Genomic DNA, 26,799 nt, shown 5'->3' with positions numbered 1-26,799 from the left:
TTGCGGTAAAAGCTTTTGATCCAAGGGAGCTGACAAAACATTTTCACTAAAACGCTTTATCAGAACCCTTCAAAACACTTTTACCAATGACAAAAGCCCTCACAGCACAACTGCAAGGGCTCGCTAAACTACATAATCATCTGCATCATGTGTGTGCTGATTAACGACGTAATTGTAAACGCTCAATCAAAGTTTGATAACGCGCTAAATCTTTACGTTTTAAGTAGTCTAACAACTTACGACGTTGGTTAACCATTTGTAATAAACCACGACGTGAGTGATGATCTTTTTTGTGTTCATCAAAGTGAGCACGAAGCGCATTGATGTTGTTTGTTAAAAGCGCAACTTGTACTTCAGGAGAACCTGTATCGTTTTCGCCGCGAGCAAATTCAGCAACAATGGCTGCTTTTTTTTCAGTTGTTAACATAAAAAATAAAACTCCAAATAAAATTAATTGTTGTCAATGGCGATGACAGCATAATTGTGGGTGATTATACCGAGAAATTTACCAAAACAAAAGTTTAATCTACTTTTTTCAGGCGATCCCCGATGTTAATCCCCAATCGTGCGCGCTCGCCTTTCCCGATCTCTAAAACATATTGCCCAGGGGCTTTTGATGGATAAGAGGGACAAGGATCCTCAAGACACGGAACGGCTTCAGCATAATCGACGAGCACGCCTTCATTGTCAAAATAGAGAATGTCTAAAGGGATTTTTGTGTTCTTCATCCAAAAGCTCAACGGCTGCATTTTATCAAACACAAACAGCATCCCTTGATTTTCCGGAAGAATATAGCGATGCATCAAGCCATACGCCTGGGCGCGCGGCTTTGTTGCCAATTCCACACGAATGGGCTGATCATTGATGGTGACGGTTGCCAATGCTAAGTGCGATTGCGGATGCACTTCATCGAGCGGCTGCCAAAAACTTTGTGCCATCGCGCTTGGCAGCAATGCCATTGCCCCAAGCAATGGCATCACCGTTTTAAAGATACGCTTAGTGATCATGATCGCACTCATCATCACAATCATGGTCGTGATCATCACCATCAAAGAAAGCGAGTAAACCTTGATTCACTAAATCCACAATGAATTCTGCCGCCACTTCATCACGCAAGAATTGCTTCATTTTGCCGGGGCTGTATTGACGGTTTTCACATAAGAATTGCACCAATTTGGTGTATTTTTTATCCAATGCAAAGCACTCGCCATTGGCATAGAGCACCACATCATCCAATGTTTCACGGAAATAAAAGGCAACACTTGGCACGCGCTCAATGTCTGCACCATCTTCTAATAAGCCTAACACTTCATCTGCGCTGAATTCTTCTTCAAGTATTTCAGGCTCCTGCCCTTCTTTGCTCTCGCTCATAAAGCGCCCAAACCAATCAGCCACTAGATCACGATTGTGATGCAAACCCTCTTCGATCACTTTCATCACGCGATCAATGTCATCATCATTGAGCTCCGCTGAGAATTCACGCGGTGCTAAATCAGGATCAGAATAACGGGCATCTGCTGCTGTAAATTGTACGATGTCTTCCACAAAATCATGGATCATTTCACGGTGTTTAGGCGCACGAAAACCCACGGACCATGTCATGCTCTCGCCAATCGCCACACCAAAGTGACCGATGCGTGGCGGCAAATACAATAAATCGCCAGGTTCAACAATCCACTCTTCGCTGACGTTAAAGTTTTCAATCAAACGAATGGGTAAACCTTCCACAAAGTCGTTTTCAGACACTTCATCATAACTGATCTGCCAGCGTTTTTTACCCATCCCTTGGATTAAAAACACATCATAATCATCCCAATGCGCGCCCACCGTGCCTTGATCCACCGCATAGCTCACTTGAACGTCATCTAAACGCCATTCAGGAATGAATTTAAATGGGTCACTCAAGACACGCATTTGTGGCATAAATTTTTCCACATCATTGACGAGCAATACCCATTTTGTATCCGGTAAATTGGCAAAATCTTTTTCTGCAAACGGGCCACATTTTAATTCCCAGTTGCGCTCTTCAAACACAAAGCGCGAGGGTACGCCCTCTTCACAGCTTAAACCGGCCACTTCATCAGCCGTCATTGGGTCCATAAAATCTTGAAATGCATTTTTCACAAACAATGGTTTTTTTTGCCAATATTCTGCTAAAAATTGCTCAATTGTGAGTCCGCCTAAAAAACGGACGGGCTTATTTGCCTTCATCATAAAAACATATCCTTTTTCGCTTTCTGATCCGAAATATAATTGTTCACCTCTTCCATCGAAGCAAGTGGCAAATAGAAATAAAAGAGCGTGCCGACATTCTCTTGCGACTCATAATGAATCGTGCCGCGCATGCGCTCAATGAATGCTTTAGAAATGCTTAAGCCTAGCCCGGTTCCTTTTGAACGATGCTTTGCATCATCGGCTTGGGCAAACTTCATAAAGACTTTATCTGAAAAACTGTCAGGAATCCCGACGCCATAATCCTCAACATCCACTCGCACGCGTTTGCCATCTAGCATCACACGCACATCAACACGGCTGTCTGGCTTTGAGAATTTCGCGGCATTCGATAAAAGGTTACTCATGATCTGTGCTAAGCGATCTGAATCGCCCATCACATAAATGGGATACGAGGGCAAGTGCCCAACAATCGTCACCCCTAAATTTTGTGCATACAACTCATTGACCTCAATCGATTGGCGCACTACGCTCACAATATCGATGGTTTTGAGATGAAAATCAAGGGTACCGAGCTGAATCTTCTGAATGTCTAAGATATCATTGACCAGACTCAATAACCGGTCACTGTTGCGCGATGCCAATTCCAATAATTTTTGAGCCTTTTGAGGAATCTCACCGGCAATCCCACTGTTCATTAAACCTAATGAACCTTTAATAGAGGTGATCGGTGTGCGAAGCTCATGCGACACCGTTGCCACAAACTCTTGAGTGATGAATTCTGCACGTTTTTGATCACTGATGTCACGAATGATGCAGGCAAAATTCACCTCACGCTCAGAAGATGCGCTCAAACGGGACAATAAAAGCGACGTCGGAATGCCATTAAAGCGCGGATTGCTTGATGCTAACACACATTCGACCTGCGTCGAATCATTGACATCCATTAGGGTTTTAAACAGCTCTCGCGTGCTGATTTTACCGCCACCATGGGCAATGTCGAACTGAAAGTATTGATCCAAGCTTTTTGCATTCTCAACGCTGTCTAAATCAAAAAAATCCAGCGCCGTCACATTCGCGGTGATGAGCTCACCATGTTGATCTGTGGAAACAATGCCAATTTGTAAACCATCGAGCAAAGCTTTGAGCTGCTCTTCACTGTTACGCAAATCCGCCCAAATTTTCTCTTTCTCATTCATCTCTTGGGCTAAACGTAGGTTTGAGATCACCAATTTTTTGGTGCGGTCAGCAACGTTTAAGTTCAGCGTACGGTTTGCCTCTTTTAAGCTCAAATGAATGCGCACAATGGTGTAGACAAAAATCACACTGATCATGGCAAATGAGAGCGCAATCGGTGAATACCAATAATCATAAAAATAAAACAGCAAGAAAGTCACAGCGGTTAAAAAACCGATGTACAGCAGTAACAGCGCCACCGTCATCACGGGCGTTGCAAAAATCGACACAATCGTCATGCCCACAACAGAGCTCACCATTGCCAAGGTATTAAACGCTGTGCCAGCATATTCCGTCACCGCATGGGTGCGAAGTGCCTCAAAAATTGAGGCCTGAATCTCAACCCCTGTTTTAAATGTACTGTTTTTTAACGATGAACTGCGCATGCGCTCGCCAATGCCAGAGGCACTGACCCCCACAAACACCACTTTATCTTTAAATTCAGACGGCGCAATTTTCCCCATAAATACATCAGAAAATGAGTAGATCGGATAATTGCGATCCAATGAATAGACAAAACGGATGGGATCTTCTAATTCATCACGATAAAGATGTTGTGCGGTGGGCAAGCGATCATCTTTTTGTGCCAAAACATCTAAAATGGCAAATGAGAAACTTCGCATCCCATCTAAATAGGGATCAATCGACCGCACAATCCCATCGCCATCAATATTGACATCCACATGCCCAAAGTGCGCCACATCGTTAAAAGGAATCACGCCATCTGAGGATAAAAACAGCGGCTTTGGCAACACCACTGCCCCATGCTGCTCAATGGCTTTAGATAGCAAGGCATCGCCTGAACTGCTTTCGGTGAACAAAATATCATAGGCGATCACTTTTGCACCCATTTTGGTGAGCTCACGAATGAGCCCGGCATGATATGCCCTTGGCCATGGCCAAATTTTTTCAAGCGTGCGAATGCTTTTATCATCGATGACAATCATCACAATGTCACTCTCTGTACTCAGAGCTTGTGATTTTTTATCGATGAAATAGTCGTAGAGTGAATACGATAAATTACTGGTGACGGCGGAGGATTTAAAAAAGAAAAACATCCCCGTCATTGAGAGCATCAAAATGACGGCGATGATGATCAGTCTAAATCGCCCTGTGGTTTGGCCATTTTGGCCATTAACCAACGATTTGGGCCTCATCATTTTGTCGACCGATGCGCACAACGTTTTCAAGTTTTTTCAGGTTACGGAAAACATTGGCTAAAAATTGACGATCCGACACATGAATCACCATCCATAAACGGCTGTAACCTTCATTGATGGTTTGCGAACGCAGATCATTGATATTGATCTCCATATTCATCAATTCATTGGTGATCTGGGCGATCACACCGCGGCGGTTACGAATGATGAAAGAGAGTTGAACAGGGAAAATGCCTTTTTCTTGATGCTTCCATGCCAATGGATAACAGCGTTCCGGATGTTTAGTGGCCGCCTCAATGGCATTTCGGCACTCAATGCGGTGCACCTCTAACTCTCCTAAACGGGGCTGCCAATAGCCCACAATGTTGTCGCCAGGAATTGGGTAACAACACTCTGCAAAGACTGTTTTCTTCCCTTGCGCCCCTTCGATGGTTTGCGCATTGTCTGTGGTGTGATGCGAGTGTCGATACTCTTGCGTCACATCTAAGCCATGCGCTTCTAAGCGATTGATGATAAATGATGCAGGACGTTTGCCTGAACCAATTTCAGCATACATGTCTTGCACAGACTCAATGCGTAGCTCTTTGGCCAACTTATTGAGAATCTCTTCAGAGAGTTTCGCCACCGGTATATTTTTCTGCTTCATGGCGTTTTCAAGAAGATTTTCCCCGATCACCACGGCATCTTCATAACTCAATTTACTCAAGTAACTGCGAATGGCAGAACGTGCTTTAGCTGTGCGCACGAACTCTAACCACATAGGATTAGGCTGTGCACTTTGGGAGGTTTGAATCTCCACCGTTTGCCCTGTCACCAAAACTTGTGCAACCGGTGCAAATTTCGCATCAATTTTTGTCGAGATGCAGTGATTGCCAATGTCCGAGTGAATGGCATAGGCAAAGTCCACCGCTGTACTGCCTTTTGGCAATTCAATGATGCGACCATTTGGGGTGAAGACATAAATTTCTGATGGGAAGAGATCTTCCTTCATCGACGCCATGAACTCCTCAGAGGAGAGCATGCTGTTTTGTAATTCTGTGACAGAATCTAACCATTCGCGCGTTTTATTTTTCGTGTAATTTTGCTCGCGATACACTTCACCATAACGCCAATGGGCAGCGGCGCCCGCCTCTGCGATGATGTGCATCTCTTTGGTGCGAATCTGTACTTCAACAGGCAACATATTTGCCCCAAACACCACGGTGTGTAAGCTTTGATAACCATTGACCTTAGGGATGGCAATGAAATCTTTAAAGCGACCAATGATGGGTTTATTGAGGCTGTGAACAATCCCTAACACGCGATAACATTCATCCACACTATTGACGATGACGCGAATGGAGAAGATGTCCGACAGTTGCGACAATGAGCCGCGTTTTTTGAGTTTACGATACAAGCTCCATGCATGCTTTTCACGGATTGCAATGCGGGCAGAAATACCAACGCTTGAGACTTTTTCCTGAATGGCATCACGAATGGCTTGTAATGTTGGGCCTTGCGAGATGCGTTTTTTATTCACAAACTCTAACAACACACGATGGCGCATCGGATAGATGTTCTCAAAACAGAGGTTTTCAAGCTCCGTTTGTAAGGCAAACATCCCTAAGCGTGCCGCAATCGGCGTGTAAATGTCTAAGGTATCTTTTGCAATGCGACGCTTTTTATAAGGTGCTAAAGCCCCAAGGGTGCGCATATTATGCAAGCGATCGGCCAATTTAACCATAATGACGCGAAGGTCTTTGGTCATCGCTAAAATCATTTTGCGGAAGTTTTCAGCTTTTGCTTCTAACTTTGAGCTGAAACGGATCTTCGTTAATTTACTGACGCCATCAACAATGATGGCCGTTTCGCGGCCAAACTTTTGCGCGATCTCTTCAAACGTGATGTCCGTATCTTCAATCACATCGTGCAGCACAGCGCCCACGATGGAGTCCACATCAAGTTGCACCAATGTTAAGATCAGTGCAACTTCGATGGGATGGAAAATATAGGGTTCGCCAGAACTCCTCGATTGTCCTTGATGCGCCCACGCACCGAAAAAGCAAGCCTCTTTAACCAAAGCGACTTCTGCTTTAGTCATATAACGGCTAACGCATAACTCTAACTCTGCAACTTTGGCAAAAAATGCCTCGTTCCAAAGTGCCATTTCTTCAGGTAGCTTAATCGGTTCCATGTTCACATCCACATTCAATTAAAATTCGAATGCTGTTTCTGGTTTGAAGCTTTCAACGATGACGGGTTTTGGCTTCACATTCAATTTTTTAATCTCATCAATCGTAATGAGTTCTTCGGCAATTTCACGCAACGCTTGAACCGTCACTTTTTCAGTGGAAGGTGGCAATTTTGTTTCTGCACCTAACGCTAACTGATGCGCGCGACGAGAGGCTAACAACACCAATTGGAAACGGTTTTCTACTTTGTCTAAACAATCTTCTACGGTCACACGTGCCATAAACTAAAACTCCTAATATTCTTACAAAAATAACTACATCAATAATAACCAAAATATCGGTTCAGCGTACTGAAATCTTATTGCTCAAGCAAAGAGCTAATCAATAATTTGTGACGCTCTTTTTGTGGGGCTGTTTTTAAACGCTCTGCCATAATGATAGAACGTAAATTTGCCAATGCGAGATCAAAGTCATCATTCACCACTAAATAATCAAAATCTTTATAGTGACTGATCTGATTGCTCGCATCCTTCATGCGATTTTCCACCACTGCAATGCTGTCTTCATTGCGAGCAAATAAACGGGCGCGCAGCGTTTCTAAAGACGGCGGCAAAATGAAAATGCTGATCGCTTCCGGATGGCTGATGCGCACTTGCTCAGCGCCTTGCCAATCGATCACGAGCACCACATCCATACCGTGTCTGAGTTTGCTTTTCACCTCTTTCCAAGAAGTGCCGTATTGTGCATTGAACACACGCGCTGTTTCCACAAAGCCGCCTTCTGCTTTTAAGGCTTCAAAGGCTTCATCGGTCACAAAGTGGTAATGCATCCCATCTTTTTCGTTCGGTCTTGCTGCACGAGTGGTATGGGTCACAACACGACAAATATCAGGTGTACATTCAAGTAATTGGCTCACCAATGTTGTTTTACCGCCACCCGATGGCGACGAAATAACATAGAGATTGCCCAAAAACTTTTCGCGCTCACACATTTTTTTCACTCACTTTTATTTGTCTTTTAAGGGGGTGTCATTATACAAAATTTACCTTTCCTTTGTCTGATTAAAACACTGTTATACATACAAGTTGCCACGGATTCACCTTGATTTCGGCCTAAATCTGCGTAAAATAAACAAAGCACAATATTGTCAACTTCATATTCAATGAGGATTTTATGTTTAAAAAAGTACTGGCTGCATCATTATTAACATCATCACTTCTAGTGGCAGCAAATGCTCAACAAGGTCCCGACTCCATCTATAAAAAGAAACATCAAGATTGGACAGTTGAATGCTTTGCGGCACCTAACAATGCAAAAGAGTGCCAAATGTTTCAACAAATCACCATGGTGGCACCTGCGGACGCAAAATTACCCAAAGATCAACAACGCCAAGTGCCGATTTTAAGAACATCTGTGACATTGTTTGACAAACAACCTGTGATGATCTTTGCTGCACCTTTAGACGTTCAATTGAGCGAAGGTTTACAATTGCGTTTAAACAGCAACAACAACGATGGCAAAATCTTCATCACAGTCAAAGGTCAAGATGACGCAGGTAAAGCGAAAGACATCGATACAGACATCGCACAAATCAACTTTGAGCGCTGCTCTACGTTTGGTTGTATCGCAGCCTTACCGATGGATGTGGATGTGAGCGGTAAATTGATGAGCAAATTCCAAAAAGGTACCAATCTTTTTGTGAACTTCACTTTTGATTCTAATGCTGATAAAAACAGCCCTGCGCACATCAAAGCACAAGTGCCATTAAAAGGCTTCACTGCAGCTTATGATGATTTATTAGAACAATCTAAATAATTTTCAATCTGCTTTAAGAAAACCTGATCAACCTTGATCAGGTTTTTTTATGCCTTCAGTAATTTATTGATGACATAACCTGCCATCATCATGCCCATTGTGGCTGTCATCGTCACAATCGATCCGTAACCGGCACAATTTAAACCACCGCTGCCTTTGTGGCTGCCCTGCATGTTTTCTGTGGAAAACACCACTGGCACACCAAATTTTGCACCATTTTTCCCAAGTCCATGCTGCTTTTTAAGGTTCGCCTTTAAACTTGCACACAAAGGATCATGATACGTTTTTGATAAATCATCAATCATAAACGATTGCGCATCGATTTTACCACCGGCAGCACCACTGACAATGATCTTCAATTTACGGCGCTTTGCCCAGGCAATCAGCGCTGCTTTGACTTTTACGCTGTCAATGGCATCCACAATCCATGTGCGTTCTGTCGTCAAATGCCCAAGCAGTGCATCCATATTTTCTTCAGATAAAAAATCATCGATCAACGTCACGTTGCAATTTCGATTGATTTCTAAAATGCGATCGGCCATCACACCAATTTTTGATTCGCCAAGGGTTGAGCTCATCGCCGGCAATTGTCGATTGATGTTGCTTTCTGCCACCACATCTAAATCAATCAATGTCAAATGCCCAATCCCTGAGCGTGCCAATGCTTCCACGCACCAAGAGCCGACACCGCCAACGCCAATGACCACCACATGACACTGAGCCAATTGCGCCATGGCATCGGTTTGATATAAACGATCTAATCCTGAAAAACGACGCTCTAAATCCACGGTTAAATTGTCCCCATAAAAAAAGCACTAACTCAATTAGTGCTTTGATTCATTGATTTGCACTAATACTGTTTTAACTCAAACTTCGCCTCGCCGCGAATGTCATCGCGCGTCACCGCTCGATTTTCACCCATACGAATGCGAAGAGAAACGTTATTTTTCGAGTCAGCGTTGTTGATCGCTTCTTCCGCCGAGATCAATCCCTCTCGATACAACTCATACAATGCCTGATCAAAAGTACGCATGCCCGTTGTACCGCCATTTTCCATGGCTTCTGGCACAGTGTCTAACTTCCCTTTCATGATGAGCTCTTGCACATAAGGCGTATTAAGCATCACTTCAACGGCGGGCACCAATTTGCCATCTAAACCTTTGACCAAACGCTGAGAAACAATCGCTTTAATGTTTAACGACAGATCCACCAATAACTGCGCGCGGGCAGATTCAGGGAAAAAGTTCACGATACGGTCAAGCGCACCCACAGCATTGTTCGCATGCAATGTGGTTAAACATAAGTGACCGGTAATGGAGAAGTTGATCACCGCTTTCATGATCTCAGTGCTGCGCACTTCCCCCACTAAAATCACATCGGGCGCTTCACGCATCGCAGATTGCAACGCATTTTCGTAACTGTGGGTATCTAAACCCACTTCACGCTGCCCAATGATGGATTTTTTGTGTTGATACACAAATTCAATCGGATCTTCCACCGTTAAGATGTGCCCGGGTGAATGAGACGCACGATAATCAATCATGGAGGCTAAGCTTGTGGATTTACCACTCCCCGTTGAGCCCACCACCAACACCAAACCGCGTTTTTCCATGATGATCTGTTTAAAGACCTCAGGCACACGCAGATCTTCCATTTTCGGAATCACAGATTTGATGTAACGAATCACCATGCCATATTCGCCGCGCTGCTTGAAGATATTGACACGAAAACGTGACCCATCTTCTAACTTAATGGCAAAGTTCAACTCTAATTGATGTACGAACTCTTCAGCTTGTGCCTCACTGAGCAGACCAAAAATGGCTGCTTTAACCGTTTCAGCCGACAACACATCACGGCTTAACGGGTGCACCACACCACTGAGTTTGACGCACACTGGGGCATTCGGATACATAAATAAATCCGAACCATTCTTTTGCACCATAAAGCGCAGAAAAGGCGAAATATCCATGATTACTCTCTCATCTCTTATGTTGTTATGATCGATTAATGATAATCGATTCTCACTTTTTCAGCGACTTTATCTAAGATGCCATTGATGAATTTATAGCTTTGGTTTGCACCAAATTTTTTCGCTAAATTCACCGATTCATTGATCACCACTTTGTAAGGAATTTCAGGGTGCTCTAACAATTCAAAGCCACCTAACCACAATACCGCGCGCTCAACTAAATCTAATTGTTCAATCGGGCGATCGAGTAATGGTGTGATGAGTTCATTCACTTGGCCTTGTGTGCGAATCGAGCCGCGCAACAAGTTAGAGAATGCTTCTGTATTTGCTTTCACAAATTCAGGGTTTTCTGCAAAGCTGCGCTCGATTTGATCAACCTGCGTTTGCGACACTTGCCATTCATATAAGCCTTGTAATGCAAAGCGTCTTGCCCACATCATGCGCTCAAATTCACGTTTATTTGACATACTATTTCCTCATAAACAATAAAAGCATCTATGAATAGATGCTTTTATTAAACATTATTAATTTAAGAATTACTCTGCACTGATGAAGAGTTCGGTGCCTTCATGTTCGCGTTCTTTCTCTAAGCGACGCTCATCATGATAGGCTAAACCTGTACCAGCAGGGATCAAACGACCCACAATAACGTTCTCTTTCAAGCCACGTAATTCATCACGTAAACCGCGAACAGATGCTTCTGTCAATACGCGTGTGGTTTCTTGGAACGATGCCGCTGAAATGAAGCTTTCAGTTGCCAATGATGCTTTTGTGATACCTAATAATACAGGTTCATAAGTCGCTGGCACTTTGCCTTCTTTGATCAAGCGTGCATTTTCACGAAGCAATTGAGTTTTCTCAACTTGTTCACCTTTGATGAACTCAGAATCGTTCGCTTCCACGATTTCCACTTTACGAAGCATTTGACGCACGATCACTTCAATGTGTTTATCAGAGATCTTAACACCTTGTAAACGGTAAACGTCTTGGATTTCTTTCACTAAGTAAGCTGCCAACTCTTTCACACCTAAGAGGCGTAAAATGTCGTGTGAACTCATTTCACCATCGACGATGATTTCACCTTTCTCAACGCTTTCACCTTCGAATACGTTGATGTGACGCCATTTAGGAATCAAGGCTTCATACGTCTGACCTTCACGATCCGTGATGATTAAACGCTGCTTACCTTTAGTTTCCTTACCAAAGCTCACGATGCCTGAGATTTCTGCAAGGATTGCAGCTTCTTTCGGACGACGCGCTTCAAATAAGTCAGCAACGCGTGGCAAACCACCCGTGATGTCGCGTGTTTTTGAAGATTCTTGTGGAATACGTGCTAATACGTCACCTAATGATACCGGTGCATTGTCAGACAAGGAGATGATCGCACCCGCTGGCAATGTGTAGATTGCAGCAATGTCCGTACCTGGCAATGTTAATGGATCACCATTGGCATCCACAACATGAATCGCAGGACGCTTATCTTTACCAGAAGAGCCACGAGATTTAGAATCTAACACGATCAAATGCGTTAAACCTGTAATTTCATCTGTTTGTTTCTGAACGTTGATGCCTTCATCGAAGTCTTCAAATTTCGCGAAACCAGTCACCTCAACAATGACAGGGTAAGTATGCGGATCCCATGTGGCAACGATGTCACCCACGTTCACTTGCTCGCCTTCACCCACAGACAAGATCGCACCATATGGTACTTTATAGCGCTCACGGTTACGGCCGAATTCATCCGTGATGATGATTTCACCAGAACGTGACGTAGATACCAATTGGTTATCCTTGTTCTTCACAGTTTTCATTTTCACAAGTTTGAGCAAACCTTTGGTTTTCACTTGTACGCTTGAAACTGCGGCTGTACTCGATGCCGTACCACCGATGTGGAACGTACGCATTGTTAACTGTGTACCTGGCTCACCGATGGATTGTGCAGCGATAACGCCCACAGACTCACCAGGATTGACCAAGTGACCACGACCAAGATCGCGACCGTAACATTTCGCACACAAGCCATGTAAGTTTTCACATGTGATGGCAGAGCGAACGATCATTTCATCCACACCTTTTTCATCGAGGATTTCAGCGGCGGCTTCATCGATCAATGTACCCGCTGGGAACAATACTTCATCGCTGCCTGGAATGAATACATCTTGCGCAGTCACTAAACCTAATACGCGTTCACTTAAACGCTCGATCACATCACCACCTTCAACGGTTGGTGTCATGAGTAAGCCGTCTGTTGTGCCACAATCTTCATTGATGACCACTAAGTCTTGTGCAACGTCTACTAAACGACGGGTTAAGTAACCTGAGTTCGCTGTTTTCAACGCCGTATCCGCCAAACCTTTACGAGCACCATGCGTGGATACGAAGTATTGAAGAACGTCTAGACCTTCACGGAAGTTCGCTGTGATTGGCGTTTCGATGATCGAACCATCTGGTTTTGCCATCAAACCACGCATACCCGCTAACTGACGAATCTGTGCGGCACTACCACGAGCACCGGAGTCGGCCATCATAAAGATTGAGTTGAATGAATCTTCTAAGATTTCATTGCCATTCTCATCAATGTGACGATCTTTACTCAAGTTTTTCATCATCACTTTGGCCACTTCTTCGTTTGTACGAGACCAAATATCGATGACTTTGTTGTAACGCTCACCGTTTGTCACCAAACCTTGCGCGTATTGTTCTTGAACTTCTTTCACTTCTGCTTCTGCAGCATGAATGATGCCAGCTTTTTCAGCAGGGATCACCATGTCTTCATAACCCACAGAAGAACCAGAACGCATCGCGTAGTAGAAGCCTGTATACATCAAGCGATCGGCAAAGATCACGGTGTCTTTCAAGCCTAAACGACGATAAGATTGGTTGATCAAGTTAGAAATCGCTTTTTTCGTCAAAGCACGATCAATGAACGCAAATGGGAAGCCTTTTGGCAAGATGTCAGACAACAAGACACGGCCAACAGTTGTTTCTACGCGGCGCAATACTTCGCCTTCTTTCATGTCTTCGAACATGTGCGCAGGTAAGCGCACTTGAATGCGCGCATGTACGCCCACTTCTTTGTTCAAATACGCACGAAGCACTTCAGCGTAATCAGCGAAGATCATGCCTTCACCTTTCGCACGTGCACGATCACGCGTCATGTAGTACAAGCCTAATACAACGTCCTGAGATGGTACGATGATTGGCTCACCATTTGCAGGTGACAAGATGTTGTTTGAAGACATCATCAATGCACGCGCTTCTAATTGCGCTTCGATGGACAATGGAACGTGTACCGCCATTTGGTCACCATCGAAGTCGGCGTTGAACGCTGTACATACGAGTGGATGCAACTGAATCGCTTTACCTTCAATCAAGATCGGTTCAAATGCTTGAATACCCAATCTATGCAATGTCGGTGCACGGTTCAATAATACTGGATGCTCAGAGATCACCTCTTCTAAAACGTCCCAAACTTCAGGCGCTTCACGCTCAACCATTTTCTTCGCTGCTTTGATTTTCACAGCGATGCCGCGAGAGATCAATTTAGAGAAAATGAATGGTTTGAAGAGTTCTAAAGCCATTTTCTTCGGCAAACCACATTGGTGTAAACGCAATGTTGGTCCAACCACGATCACAGAACGACCAGAGTAGTCAACACGCTTACCTAATAAGTTCTGACGGAAACGACCTTGTTTACCTTTGATCATGTCTGCTAAAGATTTCAATGGACGCTTGTTCGTGCCAGTGATCGCGCGACCGCGACGACCGTTGTCTAACAATGAATCCACAGCTTCTTGCAACATACGTTTTTCGTTACGTACGATGATGTCAGGTGCGCTTAACTCTAACAAACGTCTTAAACGGTTGTTACGGTTAATAACGCGACGATACAAATCATTTAAGTCAGACGTTGCAAAGCGGCCGCCATCCAATGCAACCAATGGACGTAAATCTGGTGGCAACACAGGCAATACTGTGAGGATCATCCACTCTGGTTTATTGCCAGACTGAATGAAAGATTCGATCAATTTTAAACGCTTAGATAAACGTTTAAATTTAGTTTCAGAACCTGTTTCTGCCAATTCTTCACGTAAACGTGACACTTCTTGTTCTAAATCAAGGGCTCTTAACAACTCTAAAATGGCTTCTGCACCCATTTTAGCGTCGAATTCATCACCGTGTTCTTCGATGATGTCTAAGTATTCTTCATCCGTTAAGATTTGACCTTGTTCTAAAGGCGTCATCCCTGGATCGGTCACCACGAAAGATTCAAAGTAGAGAATCTTTTCGATGTCACGCAATGTCATGTCTAATAACAAACCGATGCGGCTTGGCAATGATTTCAAATACCAAATGTGCGCCACAGGTGAAGCCAATTCGATGTGACCCATGCGCTCACGACGCACTTTAGCCACTGTCACTTCTACGCCACATTTTTCACACACCACGCCGCGGTGTTTCAAACGCTTATACTTACCGCATAAGCATTCATAATCCTTCACTGGCCCGAAGATACGAGCACAGAACAGACCATCACGTTCTGGTCTGAATGTACGGTAGTTGATGGTCTCTGGCTTTTTCACTTCACCAAATGACCATGAACGGATCATTTCAGGAGACGCTAAGCCGATTTTAATCGCATCAAAGTTCTTAACGTTGTCCGAATTTTTAAATAAATTCATTAAATCTTTCATTGTTCAATAGTTCCTATGTTTAGAGAGAAGTAGTTGTTAGTAATCGACAATTACTCACCATCTAACTCTACATTGATACCAAGAGAACGGATCTCTTTGACGAGAACGTTGAATGATTCTGGCATTCCTGTATCCATTCGATGCTCTCCATTCACAATACTCTTATAAACTTCCGTACGACCGACAACGTCATCCGATTTCACTGTCAACATTTCTTGAAGTGTATAGGATGCACCATAAGCTTCCAGTGCCCACACCTCCATCTCACCAAAGCGCTGACCACCAAATTGTGCTTTACCACCCAATGGTTGTTGCGTCACTAATGAGTAAGGACCTGTTGAACGCGCATGCATTTTGTCATCCACTAAGTGGTTCAATTTGAGCATGTACATGTAACCGATGGTTACCGGACGGTCAAACGCATCACCTGTGCGACCATCGTAAAGCGTGATTTGACCAGATTCTGGCAAGTCCGCTAAACGAAGCATACGACGCATCTCTTCTTCAGAGGCACCATCAAATACTGGTGTTGCCATTGGCACACCTTTCTTCAAGTTGTGACACAACTCTAAGAACTCATTGTCAGAGAATTCAGCTAAATCAACTTTTTGTGCACTTTCATCTTTGTTATAGATTTCGTCCACAAAGCTGCGAAGATCACTCATCGCTGATTTTTCTTCCAACATGCGTTGAATCTTGTTACCTAAGCCTTTTGCTGCCCAACCTAAGTGAGTTTCTAAAATCTGACCGATGTTCATACGTGACGGAACGCCAAGTGGGTTCAAACAGATGTCCACAGGTGTACCATCTTCCATGTATGGCATGTCTTCTTCAGGAACGATCATGGACACAACACCTTTGTTACCATGACGGCCGGCCATTTTATCACCTGGTTGAATGCGACGTTTAACGGCTAAGTAAACTTTAACCATTTTCAATACGCCCGGTGCTAATTCATCGCTTTGCGTTAATTTTTCGCGTTTCTCTTCAAATTGCTTATCAAACTCTTTGCGTTGTTGTGATAACAATTCTTTCAATTGCGCTAAATCATTGGCAGCATCTTCTTCTTTCAATGCTAAGTTCAACCAATCTTCACGATCTAAACTCATTAAGTAGTCTTCTGTGAAGTTTGCACCGGCTTTGAAACCTTTGTTGCCAGAAGCGGCAGCATTGGCCATCAATAAGCGCTGTGCACGGTCAAATAAGTCATCTTCTAAGATGCGCAATTGATCGTTCAAATCTTTACGGATGCGTTTTAATTCAGCCGCTTCGATTTCACGTGTACGGCTATCTTTTTCGATGCCATCACGAGTAAATACGCGAACGTCAATCACGGTACCATCCATACCTGTTGGCACACGTAAAGAGGTATCTTTAACATCTGACGCTTTATCACCAAAGATTGCGCGCAATAATTTTTCTTCAGGGGTTAATTGTGTTTCACCTTTTGGCGAAACTTTACCCACTAAGATGTCACCGGCTTTCACTTCAGCACCGATGAACGCCATACCAGCTTCATCTAATTTTGTTAATGCAGCTTCTGATACGTTTGGAATGTCAGAGGTGATCTCTTCAGGACCTAACTTCGTATCACGTGCCACACATGTTAATTCTTCAATGTGAATGGTTGTGAAACGATCTTCACGCACCACACGCTCAGAGATTAAGATGGAATCTTCGTAGTTATAACCATTCCATGGCATGAACGCCACTAAGATGTTTTGACCCAATGCCAATTCACCTAAGTCAGTGGAAGGACCATCCGCCATCACGTCTTTGGCAGAGACACGATCACCCACACGCACCAATGTACGTTGGTTGATACATGTACTTTGGTTAGAACGCATGTATTTCGTTAAGTTATAAATGTCAACGCCCGCTTCACCTGGCTTGGTTTCGTCTTCGTTCACACGAACAACGATGCGCGTGGCATCCACATAATCAACAATACCACCACGTTTAGCCACGATACATACGCCAGAGTCACGTGCCACAGTGCTTTCAATACCAGTACCCACTAAAGGTTTGTCTGAACGCAAAGTTGGAACGGCTTGTCGTTGCATGTTCGATCCCATCAAGGCACGGTTAGCATCGTCGTGCTCAAGGAATGGAATCAAGGCTGCAGCCACAGATACGATTTGGCGAGGTGATACGTCCATGTATTGGATTTGATCACGCGTCAAGAGGATGAACTCACCATTCACGTGAGAGGCAATTAAATCATCTTTAAATTCGCCAGTTTCTGTCAAACGTGCGTTTGCCTGAGCAATACCAAATTCCATCTCTTCATAAGCAGACAAGTATTCGATTTCATTGGTCACATGGCCATCCACCACTTTACGATAAGGCGTTTCTAAGAAGCCATATTCGTTTGTACGTGCATAACATGCCAATGAGTTGATCAAACCGATGTTTGGACCTTCAGGTGTTTCGATTGGGCACACACGACCATAGTGAGTGGTGTGAACGTCTCGAACTTCGAAGCCTGCGCGTTCGCGCGTCAAACCACCAGGACCTAATGCAGAGATACGACGTTTATGCGTGATTTCTGACAATGGGTTGTTCTGATCCATGAACTGAGACAACTGAGAAGAACCAAAGAATTCTTTCATTGCCGCTGCCACAGGTTTAGCATTGATGAGCTCGTGTGGTGTTAAGCCTTCTGCTTCTGCAAGCAATAAGCGCTCTTTCACTGCACGTTCAATGCGCACCAAACCAATGCGGAATACGTTTTCAGCCATTTCGCCCACACAACGTACGCGACGGTTACCTAAGTGATCCACGTCATCTACATTGCCGTTACCATTACGGATGTCCACCAATGTTTTGATCACATCAATGATGTCTTGGTTAGACAACGTACCTTCACCCACATCCGTACCGCGGTTTAAACGACGGTTGAACTTCATGCGGCCAACGGCAGATAAGTCATAACGATCAATGTCAAAGAATAAGCTGTGGAACAATGTTTCAGCCACTTCTTTCGCAGGTGGTTCACCAGGGCGCATCATGCGGTAGATTTCTACTTGCGCTTCTAACTGAGTTTTCGTGATGTCTGCACGCAATGTGTCAGAGATATAAGAACCACGATCCACATCATTTGTATACAATACATTGATGCGTTTAATATTTTTCTGTGCTAAGCGCTCAACGATTAAGTCGTACGTCAATACTTCATTAGCTAGCAACAATACTTCGCCTGTATCTTCATCAAAGATGTCTTCAGCGATCACTTTACCAATTAAGTATTCAACCGGTACTTCTAATTTTTCAACGCCTGCTTTGGTCAATTCACGGATGTGTTTTGCTGTGATACGACGGCCACGTTCAGCGATTAACTGATCGTTCACCACGATATCAAAGGCAGCGATTTCACCACGTAAACGATCTGCGATTAATTCTAAGTAAATTTTGCCATCTTCGAAGAGGAATGTATTTTTATCGAAGAAAGTGTCTAAGATTTCTGTATCGCTCAAGCCTAATGCGCGTAACAATACAGTTGCGTGTAATTTACGACGACGGTCAATACGCACGTACAATAAATCTTTCACGTCAAATTCAAAGTCTAACCAAGAGCCACGGTAAGGGATGACACGTGCTGAGAATAATAATTTGCCTGAAGAATGGCTTTTACCTTTGTCATGATCAAAGAATACACCTGGTGAACGGTGCAACTGAGAAACCACAACACGCTCAGTCCCGTTGATCACAAATGTACCATTTTCGGTCATGAGGGGTAACTCACCTAAATACACACCACCACGGCCAAAACGGTCGATGGCTGCTTCGCGAACTTCTTTGATCGCGTTTGTATCAGCATCAGAAATACGTAAGCGCATACCCACACGTAAAGGCGCAGAATACGTGACACCACGCAACTGGCATTCGCGCACATCAAATTCAGGCTCACCTAAGTGATAATCCATATACTCAAGGCTTAAAGTATAACCTGGAGCCGTTGGCGTTTTTGCCTTCGTTGTTGTGATGGGGAAAATAGATTCAAAGGCAGCTTGTAAGCCTTGGTTTTTACGCTTCTTACGATTTTCACCTTGTTGTAGGAAGTTTTCGTATGAATCTAATTGAATCGATAAAAGATATGGGACGTCTAAAACGCTCGACTGCTTCCCAAAATCTTTACGGATACGCTTTTTTTCTGTAAAAGAATACATTATCAAATCCTCAAGGCTTACTTAGTTAAAAGGCAAACTAGAAAAAGAACATCATTGATCATAATCCACTTTTTCTAGCTTACAGATCAACAAGCTACTAAAGGCCAGTGGTTCACCACTAGCCTTTGGTTAAAAATTATATCTAAATATAGATCTTCAAATTACAAATTTCCTAAACAGGTTTACTGAATAATTCAGCTCGTTCAAAGAAATTGTAATTATTTCAATTCAACTGTTGCACCAGCTTCTTCAAGTTGTTTCTTAACTTCTTCAGCTTCAGCTTTTTCAACGCCTTCTTTAACAGTTGCAGGTACGCCTTCAACCATTGCTTTCGCTTCACCTAAGCCTAAGCCAGTGATTGCGCGAACAACTTTGATTACGTTTACTTTGTTAGAACCAAAGCTTGTCATTACAACGTCAAAGTCAGTTTTTTCTTCAGCAGCAGCAGCGCCAGCAGCAGGACCAGCCGCTACAGCAACAGCAGCAGTTACGCCGAATTTTTCTTCGATTGCAGAGATCAATTCCATGATTTCAGCAGTTTTCATTTCTTCAATTGCATTTAAAATATCATCTTTAGACACAGACATTTTAGACTCCTAAAAAATTTATAAATAATCTTCTATATAAAACAAATAGCGTTAAGCTTAAGCCGCTTCTTTCTGATCGCGAACTGCTGCCAAAGTTGCTGCCAATTTTTGTACAGGCGCTTTGAGCACAGCCAAGAACATAGAGATGGCTTGGTCTTTTGTTGGTAGTGAAGCGATGCGTTCTAATTCACTGCCTTCATAGAGGGCACCATCATGAACGATTGCTTTAACAGCCATTTTCTCATTAGCTTTATCTTTCAAGAATTCGTGAATTGCACGAACGCCTGAAACTGGATCTTCTTCATCCATAGAGAATGCAAGAATAATCGGGCCAACAAGATGATCATTAATGCTTTCAAAATTGCTATTTGCTAACGCACGCTTAGCTAAGCTGTTTTTAATAACGCGTAAGTATACATCACCTGCACGAGCTTTTTCACGTAAAGCTGTCAATTGAGCTACTGTTAAACCACGGTATTCAGCTGCAACTAATGAATGCGCACGACTTGCAATTTCAGAAACTTCAGCAACAACTGCTTGTTTCTCTTGTAAAGTTAACATACGTCACCATAAGTAGTTATTAAACATCCCTTTTTCAAGGGGCCTTACGGATCACTATAGTTAGGTCACCGTCTACGTAGAATATTAAGCCTTTTAGCCTCTACGGTCTCAGACACTTCCTGCCGAAGCAGGAAGTTCTAATCTGATTAGATTGACGCTACGTCAACCAATAAGCCTGGACCCATCGTTGAAGATACAGTCACACGCTTCAAATAGATACCTTTCGCTGAAGAAGGCTTCAAACGATTCACTTCAGTGATCAATGCTTTTAAGTTTTCTTGCAATTTAGCTGCGTCGAAATCTACTTTACCGATTGAACAATGAATGATACCGTTTTTGTCAGTTCTGAAACGAACTTGACCAGATTTAGCATTGTTTACAGCGCCAGCAACATCAGGTGTTACTGTACCAACTTTAGGGTTAGGCATTAAACCACGTGGGCCTAATACTTGACCTAATTGACCCACGATGCGCATTGCATCAGGAGATGCGATCACAACGTCAAAGTCTAAGTTACCTGCTTTGATGCTTTCTGCTAAATCTTCAAAACCCACAACGTCAGCGCCAGCTGCTTTAGCAGCTTCTGCGTTTGCGCCTTGAGCGAATACTGCAACGCGTACAGTTTTACCTGTACCGTTTGGCATTACTGTTGCACCGCGGACAACTTGATCACTTTTACGTGGATCAACGCCTAAGTTCAACGCAACGTCTACTGATTCTAAGAATTTTGCACGTGGAATTTCAGACAATAATTTGAACGCTTCGTCTGCAGAATAGATTTTCTGTGCATCAACCATTTCATTGATTGCTTTTGCGCGTTTAGTTAATTGCTTAGCCATTATAGACCCTCCACTTCAATACCCATTGAGCGAGCACTGCCTGCTAATGTGCGTACTTTCGCTTCCATTGTTGCACCAGAAAGGTCAGCGCCTTTAGTTTCAGCGATTTCTTCTAATTGCTGACGCGTCACTTTACCCACTTTCTTAGTGTTAGGGTTTGAGCTACCAGATTTTAAACCTGCAGCTTTTTTCAACAAGTAAGCCGCTGGAGGGGTTTTCTTGATGAAAGTGAATGAACGGTCGTTGTAAACTGTAATCACAACTGGCAATGGCATGCCAACTTCCATTTGCTGAGTTTCAGCATTGAAAGCTTTACAGAATTCCATGATGTTTACACCGTGTTGACCCAATGCTGGACCAATTGGTGGCGCAGGGTTAGCTTTACCAGCTGGAACCTGCAATTTGATATAAGCCGTTACTTTCTTGGCCATGATTATCTCCTAAAAATGGGTCAGCGCAAAAATTTGCTCCCCAATAACAAAAGGTTTGAAATTATACATAATATAATCCCAAACCACAATAGATATTTTATGAATTAGCTTTTTTCGACTTGGAAAAATTCTAATTCCACTGGCGTTGCACGACCAAAGATCATTACAGATACGATCAAACGACCTTTATCTGCCAAGACTTCTTCCACAACACCATTGAATTCTGCAAATGGACCATCTGTCACACGAACAGACTCACCCACTTCAAACAATACTTTTAATTTAGGACCTTCTTCCGCCTCTGCCATTCTGTTTAGAATGTGGCTGGCTTCTTTCTCAGTGATGGGCATCGGACGATCGCCTGTGCCACCAATGAAACCGATCACTTTTGGCGTATTTTTCACCAAATGCCATGTATCGTCGTTCATATCCATTTGAACCAATACATAACCTGGGAAGAATTTACGCTCACTTTTACGTTTTTTACCATCGCGAACATCGACCACTTCTTCCGAAGGCACAATAATTTCGCCAAAAAACTCATCCAAACCTGCACGAGCAACGTATTCCTTCAGCGCTTTCATTACCTGATTTTCATAACCAGAGTAAGCCTGAATAACATACCAACGCATGATTAACCCCCAAAGCGTGCTAACAAGAATGACACGATTCCACCTAAAATCCAGTCGGATAGGAGTAAGAAAATCAAGAAAAGCGCCATCACAACTAAAACCATCAATGTCATCTTTTTGGTCTCATCCCAGCTTGGCCATACAACACGGCGAAGCTCAATGCGAGACTCTTTAAAGAATAGGATCAAATTCTTCCCGGTCACTGATGTTAAAAAAGTTGCCAAAAAAAGTACGACGCCAACACCTAATGACACAAAGGCCAATGCCAACTTCGTATCCATCAAGTAATAGTATCCAAAAATGCCAGCCAATAACAGAATGACAGACAACCATACCTGCAACTTGCCTTTTTCAGCCTTTTCCTTGGCCACAACCTGATTTTCTTTTTTACTCATAGTCATTTCTCGGAAACAAATTACCCATTATACATATTTTTCTCAAATTAAAAAAGCAGCGTAGTGCTGCTTTCTTAAATGATGGCGGGCTGGGAAGGACTCGAACCCTCAACTTACGGTTTTGGAAACCGTTGCTCTACCAATTGAACTACCAACCCTTAATCTTTTTCTTACGCGATGATCTTAGCTACAACACCAGCACCAACAGTACGGCCACCTTCGCGAATTGCGAAACGTAAACCTTCATCCATTGCGATTGGGTTGATCAACTCAACAACCATCTTGATGTTGTCACCAGGCATAACCATTTCTACGCCTTCTGGTAATTCAACAGCGCCAGTTACGTCAGTTGTACGGAAGTAGAACTGTGGACGGTAACCTTTGAAGAATGGAGTATGACGGCCGCCTTCATCTTTAGACAATACGTATACTTCAGCTTCGAATTTAGTGTGAGGCTTGATTGAACCTGGTTTAGCTAATACTTGACCACGTTGTACTTCTTCACGTTTTGTACCACGTAAAAGAACGCCCACGTTATCACCAGCTTGACCTTGATCCAATAATTTACGGAACATTTCAACACCAGTACAAGTTGTTTTCATAGTTGGTGTAATACCAACGATTTCCAACTCTTCACCCACTTTAACGATACCAGATTCGATACGACCAGTGATTACTGTACCACGACCAGAAATAGAGAACACATCTTCGATAGGCATCAAGAATGGTTTGTCGATTTCACGTACTGGCTCAGGAATGTAAGTGTCTAATGCTTCTACTAATTTAATGATTGCAGGTACGCCGATTTCTGATTCATCGCCTTCTAAAGCTTTCAATGCAGAACCAACGATGATTGGTGTATCATCACCTGGGAAATCATAAGTGCTCAATAAGTCGCGAACTTCCATTTCAACCAATTCGATCAACTCAGCGTCATCTACCATGTCTGCTTTGTTCAAGAATACAACGATGTATGGAACACCTACTTGACGAGACAATAAGATGTGTTCGCGCGTTTGTGGCATAGGGCCATCCGCTGCAGAACATACTAAGATAGCGCCATCCATTTGGGCAGCACCTGTGATCATGTTTTTAACATAGTCAGCATGTCCAGGGCAGTCAACGTGCGCGTAGTGACGACCTTCTGATTCGTACTCAACGTGTGAAGTAGAGATCGTGATACCACGTGCCCTTTCTTCTGGAGCCTTGTCGATTTGGTCATAAGCTTGAGAAGCGCCACCGAAACGGTCAGCACCTACTTTAGTCAACGCAGCTGTTAAGGTTGTTTTACCGTGATCAACGTGACCAATTGTACCCACGTTTACGTGTGGTTTACTACGACTAAATTTTTCCTTTGACATACTCAAATCACTCTATGTTAAAAAGGGAAGTAATGGTGCTCATAGCCGGAATCGAACTGGCGACCTCACCCTTACCAAGGGTGTGCTCTACCAACTGAGCTATATGAGCGCTTAAACGAATGGAGCGGGTGAAGGGAATCGAACCCTCACAATCAGCTTGGAAGGCTGAGGTTCTACCATTGAACTACACCCGCTTTTTTCAATCTTATAATTTGGTGGTGGGAGAAGGATTCGAACCTTCGAAGGCTTAGCCAGCAGATTTACAGTCTGCCCTCGTTGACCGCTTGAGTATCCCACCCGAGAGAGTTGCCATTATAGGCAACATTTCTTTTATGTCAATTTTTTTTTAGAGATTGCCTATTAATTTATCAATCGCCTTTTGCATTGCCGGATCACGATCATAAATATCTGAGCGATAAACCGTCTGTCCATCAGGATTGACAGCCGCTGTCATATAGATTGTATACACCGGAAAACGCATGTCTTCTTTTAAACGCACAGTGCGCTCTTTATCACCATCGTACGCTTTTTTCACTTGATCCACTTTCCAATCCTGATCTTTTAAGAAGTATTCTGCAAGCTCCACAGGATTTTCAATGCGGATACAGCCCGAACTAAAGGTGCGCTCTGTTTTACCAAAAAGGCTTTTTTGTGGCGTATCGTGCAAATAAATCGCGTGTTTATTCGGGAACATGAATTTCACCTTACCCAGCGCATTGTAATTGCCGGGATCTTGGCGCAATTGATACGGGAAGTTACTCGTATTGTATTGTGACCAATCCACCATTGTTGGATCAATTTCATTGCCTGCTTTGTCATAAATGCGAATTTTAGAACGCGCTAAACGCTCAGGATCTTGCTTTAATTTCGGCAATTGATCTTTCACCGCCATCGAACGTGGCACATGCCAATAAGGTGCAAACACGATGTGATTCATGGGCGCCATAAATACAGGTGTGGAACGCTGTGCTTTACCCACGATGGTTTTAGCGCGCACCGTTTCTTGTCCATCTTTCACGACATAATATTCAAAGCTTGGAATGTCCACCACTAAATAGTGTTGTCCCAAATCTTTTGGCATCCAGCGCCATCTTTCAATGTTTGTCATCAATTGCGTGACGCGATCACGATTCGTTTTATTGAGTTCAAGCTGCGTTCTACGCCCCACAACGCCATCAGGCTCTAATAAATGGGCACGCTGAAAGGCTTGCACGGCTGCTTTTGTTTTTGCATCAAATGTTTTTTGATCATGATGATTTTCTGCTAAAAAGCCAAGCTCAATCAAGCGATTATTGAGCGCCACAACATTTGCGCCGCTGTCATTTAAAGAGAGCTTACCGCCCACTTTAACTTGCGTTTCTGGCGCGGAAAAATCAGTATTGTCGAGCAATTGCCCTAAACTTTTCACCAATTGCTGATATTGCGTGTGATTCGGTTCAAAGAGCGCCACTTCTGATGCCATATCATCAGAGGCTAACACCAATTTTAATGCCGCAACTGCATCAAATGGATCACGTGGCAATAACCAATTTTTGGTTTCAATGGCAATCAGTTCAGGCTGCCCGACAGAGATGTCACGCAAGTAACTGAGCATTGCATCCGTCATGAGTAAATCTAAGGTTTGTTGATTGTTCACATCCGTTAAATCTGATGCGAGCAATGCATCAATCGCCGCAACGTGATAACGCGCAGGAAATAGACCTTTATGGTGACTTGCACGCAATATTTCTAATGCTTTTTCAGCGCGTGGTGTCATTTTGCCTTGATCTAACCACACAAAGCTCGCATCAGGATGAGCCGCATAAAAGCTTTGATAAAACTGCTCTACATTGCCTTTATTTGCGCGCAATTGCGCCTTATTTTGTTGTGTTAAACTTTTAACCACAGATTGTGACAACACAGGCTCTTGCCCCACATTTGAGTTGGCAAGCACAATGGGTGATGTTAAAGCTAATACACAGAATAATATTGTTTTTTTCATAACTGTCCACAATCTAAAAAGTTAGCCCCACAAAGAAGCATGTTATTATACGATCCATTTAATTTTATAGTATAGCGGTTATTTACAATGTCACCACAATCGATACCAAAAGCGACTGCGCTTAAAAGAATGTTGGCCTTTGTCTACGATCTGTTTTTGATCATCCCTTTAATGATGCTGATGACCTTAATTTGGTTACCGTTTAATCATGGTGTGGCCATTGAACCGGGTCATGCATTGTATCCATTAATGATCACAACGTGCACCATTTTTACACCGATTGTTTTCTATACTTATTTTTGGCACAAAGGTGGTCAAACCCTAGGCATGCGCAGCTGGCGTTTACGTGTTGTCACAACGCACGGTGAAACTCTCTCCCCAAAAATCAGTGCAACGCGCGCCGTTTTATTTGTGCTTGCCATTGCCATTGCCTTTTTTGGCATCAATTATGCCATCGGCGTACAATGGACAACGGCAGCCATGATTCCTATGGCCTCTGCCCTCCTTGCCCTTTATGGCTTAGGCATGGCATTTTTTAAAAATCGCACCACGTTCTATGATCTATGGACACAAACACGTGTGGTGCAGTTGCCAAAAACCAAAAAATAATCACGGATGCACGCCAT

At 43.4% G+C, this 26,799-nt stretch carries 22 protein-coding genes and 4 tRNA genes; 2 read left to right on the top strand and 24 right to left on the bottom strand.

The features are described 5' to 3' along the window. Window positions 1–160 precede the first annotated feature (160 nt). From rpsO to gmk, 7 genes are all read right to left on the bottom strand, one after another. Window positions 161–427 (bottom strand): 30S ribosomal protein S15, encoded by a 267-nt coding sequence (gene rpsO / locus B9T10_RS08100; RefSeq protein WP_008315610.1) that lies wholly within the window; start codon window positions 425–427, stop codon window positions 161–163. Window positions 428–521: 94 nt separating this feature from the next. After that, window positions 522–1,007: a DUF192 domain-containing protein gene (locus B9T10_RS08095; protein ID WP_246781924.1), complete on the bottom strand. Its 486-nt coding sequence runs from the start codon at window positions 1,005–1,007 to the stop codon at window positions 522–524. Then, the gene (locus B9T10_RS08090) at window positions 997–2,214 is read right to left on the bottom strand and encodes a ribosomal protein uL16 3-hydroxylase (RefSeq protein ID WP_094538244.1); all 1,218 of its coding nucleotides are present in this window, start codon (window positions 2,212–2,214) and stop codon (window positions 997–999) included. Before B9T10_RS08090 ends, B9T10_RS08095 begins: the two co-directional genes overlap by 11 nt. Continuing rightward, window positions 2,211–4,568 carry a CHASE2 domain-containing protein gene (locus B9T10_RS08085; RefSeq protein ID WP_246782180.1) on the bottom strand — a complete coding sequence of 786 codons (2,358 nt, stop codon included), beginning with the start codon at window positions 4,566–4,568 and terminating at the stop codon, window positions 2,211–2,213. Before B9T10_RS08085 ends, B9T10_RS08090 begins: the two co-directional genes overlap by 4 nt. Next, window positions 4,543–6,741 (bottom strand): RelA/SpoT family protein, encoded by a 2,199-nt coding sequence (locus B9T10_RS08080; protein WP_008315616.1) that lies wholly within the window; start codon window positions 6,739–6,741, stop codon window positions 4,543–4,545. Before B9T10_RS08080 ends, B9T10_RS08085 begins: the two co-directional genes overlap by 26 nt. A gap of 18 nt (window positions 6,742–6,759) precedes the next feature. Further along, window positions 6,760–7,020, bottom strand: a complete 261-nt coding sequence (gene rpoZ / locus B9T10_RS08075; RefSeq protein WP_008315617.1) for a DNA-directed RNA polymerase subunit omega — start codon at window positions 7,018–7,020, stop codon at window positions 6,760–6,762. 77 nt (window positions 7,021–7,097) lie between these two features. Further along, window positions 7,098–7,730 (bottom strand): guanylate kinase, encoded by a 633-nt coding sequence (gene gmk, locus B9T10_RS08070; RefSeq protein WP_008315618.1) that lies wholly within the window; start codon window positions 7,728–7,730, stop codon window positions 7,098–7,100. Between the two features lie 182 nt (window positions 7,731–7,912). On the opposite strand from gmk, the gene B9T10_RS08065 reads away from it, so the two are divergent. Further along, on the top strand, window positions 7,913–8,554 hold the full coding sequence (locus B9T10_RS08065; protein WP_008315619.1) for an invasion associated locus B family protein: 642 nt from the start codon (window positions 7,913–7,915) through the stop codon (window positions 8,552–8,554). A gap of 47 nt (window positions 8,555–8,601) precedes the next feature. On the opposite strand, the gene B9T10_RS08060 is transcribed toward B9T10_RS08065, so the two are convergent. The 17 genes from B9T10_RS08060 to B9T10_RS07980 all read right to left on the bottom strand — a co-directional run bounded on the left by B9T10_RS08060 (window position 8,602) and on the right by B9T10_RS07980 (window position 26,173). Continuing rightward, window positions 8,602–9,342 (bottom strand): tRNA threonylcarbamoyladenosine dehydratase, encoded by a 741-nt coding sequence (locus tag B9T10_RS08060; protein WP_008315620.1) that lies wholly within the window; start codon window positions 9,340–9,342, stop codon window positions 8,602–8,604. Window positions 9,343–9,404: 62 nt separating this feature from the next. Beyond that, window positions 9,405–10,523 carry a PilT/PilU family type 4a pilus ATPase gene (locus B9T10_RS08055; protein WP_018122845.1) on the bottom strand — a complete coding sequence of 373 codons (1,119 nt, stop codon included), beginning with the start codon at window positions 10,521–10,523 and terminating at the stop codon, window positions 9,405–9,407. A 35-nt stretch (window positions 10,524–10,558) separates the two neighbouring features. Further along, window positions 10,559–10,990, bottom strand: coding sequence for a transcription antitermination factor NusB (nusB, locus tag B9T10_RS08050; protein ID WP_008315623.1), 432 nt, complete (start codon window positions 10,988–10,990; stop codon window positions 10,559–10,561). Window positions 10,991–11,059: 69 nt separating this feature from the next. Continuing rightward, window positions 11,060–15,217 (bottom strand): DNA-directed RNA polymerase subunit beta', encoded by a 4,158-nt coding sequence (rpoC, locus tag B9T10_RS08045; protein WP_008315625.1) that lies wholly within the window; start codon window positions 15,215–15,217, stop codon window positions 11,060–11,062. 50 nt (window positions 15,218–15,267) lie between these two features. After that, window positions 15,268–19,389: a DNA-directed RNA polymerase subunit beta gene (gene rpoB / locus B9T10_RS08040; protein WP_026165769.1), complete on the bottom strand. Its 4,122-nt coding sequence runs from the start codon at window positions 19,387–19,389 to the stop codon at window positions 15,268–15,270. 215 nt (window positions 19,390–19,604) lie between these two features. Then, window positions 19,605–19,973: a 50S ribosomal protein L7/L12 gene (gene rplL / locus B9T10_RS08035; RefSeq protein WP_008315629.1), complete on the bottom strand. Its 369-nt coding sequence runs from the start codon at window positions 19,971–19,973 to the stop codon at window positions 19,605–19,607. A 57-nt stretch (window positions 19,974–20,030) separates the two neighbouring features. Beyond that, window positions 20,031–20,534, bottom strand: coding sequence for a 50S ribosomal protein L10 (gene rplJ, locus B9T10_RS08030; protein WP_008315630.1), 504 nt, complete (start codon window positions 20,532–20,534; stop codon window positions 20,031–20,033). Window positions 20,535–20,680: 146 nt separating this feature from the next. Continuing rightward, window positions 20,681–21,373: a 50S ribosomal protein L1 gene (rplA, locus tag B9T10_RS08025; RefSeq protein WP_008315631.1), complete on the bottom strand. Its 693-nt coding sequence runs from the start codon at window positions 21,371–21,373 to the stop codon at window positions 20,681–20,683. Further along, window positions 21,373–21,804, bottom strand: a complete 432-nt coding sequence (rplK, locus tag B9T10_RS08020) for a 50S ribosomal protein L11 (RefSeq protein ID WP_008315632.1) — start codon at window positions 21,802–21,804, stop codon at window positions 21,373–21,375. The genes rplA and rplK overlap by 1 nt, the downstream gene beginning before the upstream one ends. Window positions 21,805–21,908: 104 nt before the next feature. After that, window positions 21,909–22,436, bottom strand: a complete 528-nt coding sequence (nusG, locus tag B9T10_RS08015; RefSeq protein ID WP_008315633.1) for a transcription termination/antitermination protein NusG — start codon at window positions 22,434–22,436, stop codon at window positions 21,909–21,911. 2 nt (window positions 22,437–22,438) lie between these two features. Next, window positions 22,439–22,831 carry a preprotein translocase subunit SecE gene (gene secE, locus B9T10_RS08010; protein WP_094538242.1) on the bottom strand — a complete coding sequence of 131 codons (393 nt, stop codon included), beginning with the start codon at window positions 22,829–22,831 and terminating at the stop codon, window positions 22,439–22,441. 82 nt (window positions 22,832–22,913) lie between these two features. Beyond that, window positions 22,914–22,989, bottom strand: a tRNA-Trp gene (locus B9T10_RS08005). Window positions 22,990–23,001: 12 nt separating this feature from the next. Beyond that, window positions 23,002–24,192, bottom strand: a complete 1,191-nt coding sequence (gene tuf / locus B9T10_RS08000; RefSeq protein ID WP_026165770.1) for an elongation factor Tu — start codon at window positions 24,190–24,192, stop codon at window positions 23,002–23,004. Window positions 24,193–24,225: 33 nt separating this feature from the next. After that, window positions 24,226–24,301, bottom strand: a tRNA-Thr gene (locus B9T10_RS07995). Window positions 24,302–24,312: 11 nt separating this feature from the next. Next, window positions 24,313–24,386 (bottom strand) — tRNA-Gly (locus B9T10_RS07990). A gap of 19 nt (window positions 24,387–24,405) precedes the next feature. Next, window positions 24,406–24,490 (bottom strand) — tRNA-Tyr (locus tag B9T10_RS07985). A 48-nt stretch (window positions 24,491–24,538) separates the two neighbouring features. Then, window positions 24,539–26,173, bottom strand: a complete 1,635-nt coding sequence (locus tag B9T10_RS07980) for a L,D-transpeptidase family protein (protein WP_094538241.1) — start codon at window positions 26,171–26,173, stop codon at window positions 24,539–24,541. Between the two features lie 87 nt (window positions 26,174–26,260). Here B9T10_RS07980 and B9T10_RS07975 point away from each other — a divergent pair, with 87 nt between their 5' ends. Continuing rightward, window positions 26,261–26,782 (top strand): RDD family protein, encoded by a 522-nt coding sequence (locus tag B9T10_RS07975; protein ID WP_094538240.1) that lies wholly within the window; start codon window positions 26,261–26,263, stop codon window positions 26,780–26,782. The last annotated feature ends 17 nt before the right edge of the window (window positions 26,783–26,799 follow it).

Origin of the sequence: Wohlfahrtiimonas chitiniclastica (assembly GCF_002252325.1) — a bacterium.
Taxonomy (GTDB): Bacteria; Pseudomonadota; Gammaproteobacteria; order Cardiobacteriales; family Wohlfahrtiimonadaceae; genus Wohlfahrtiimonas; species Wohlfahrtiimonas chitiniclastica.
The sequence above is the reverse complement of the archived record's forward strand: the minus strand, read 5'-3'. Positions and strand labels throughout refer to the sequence as shown.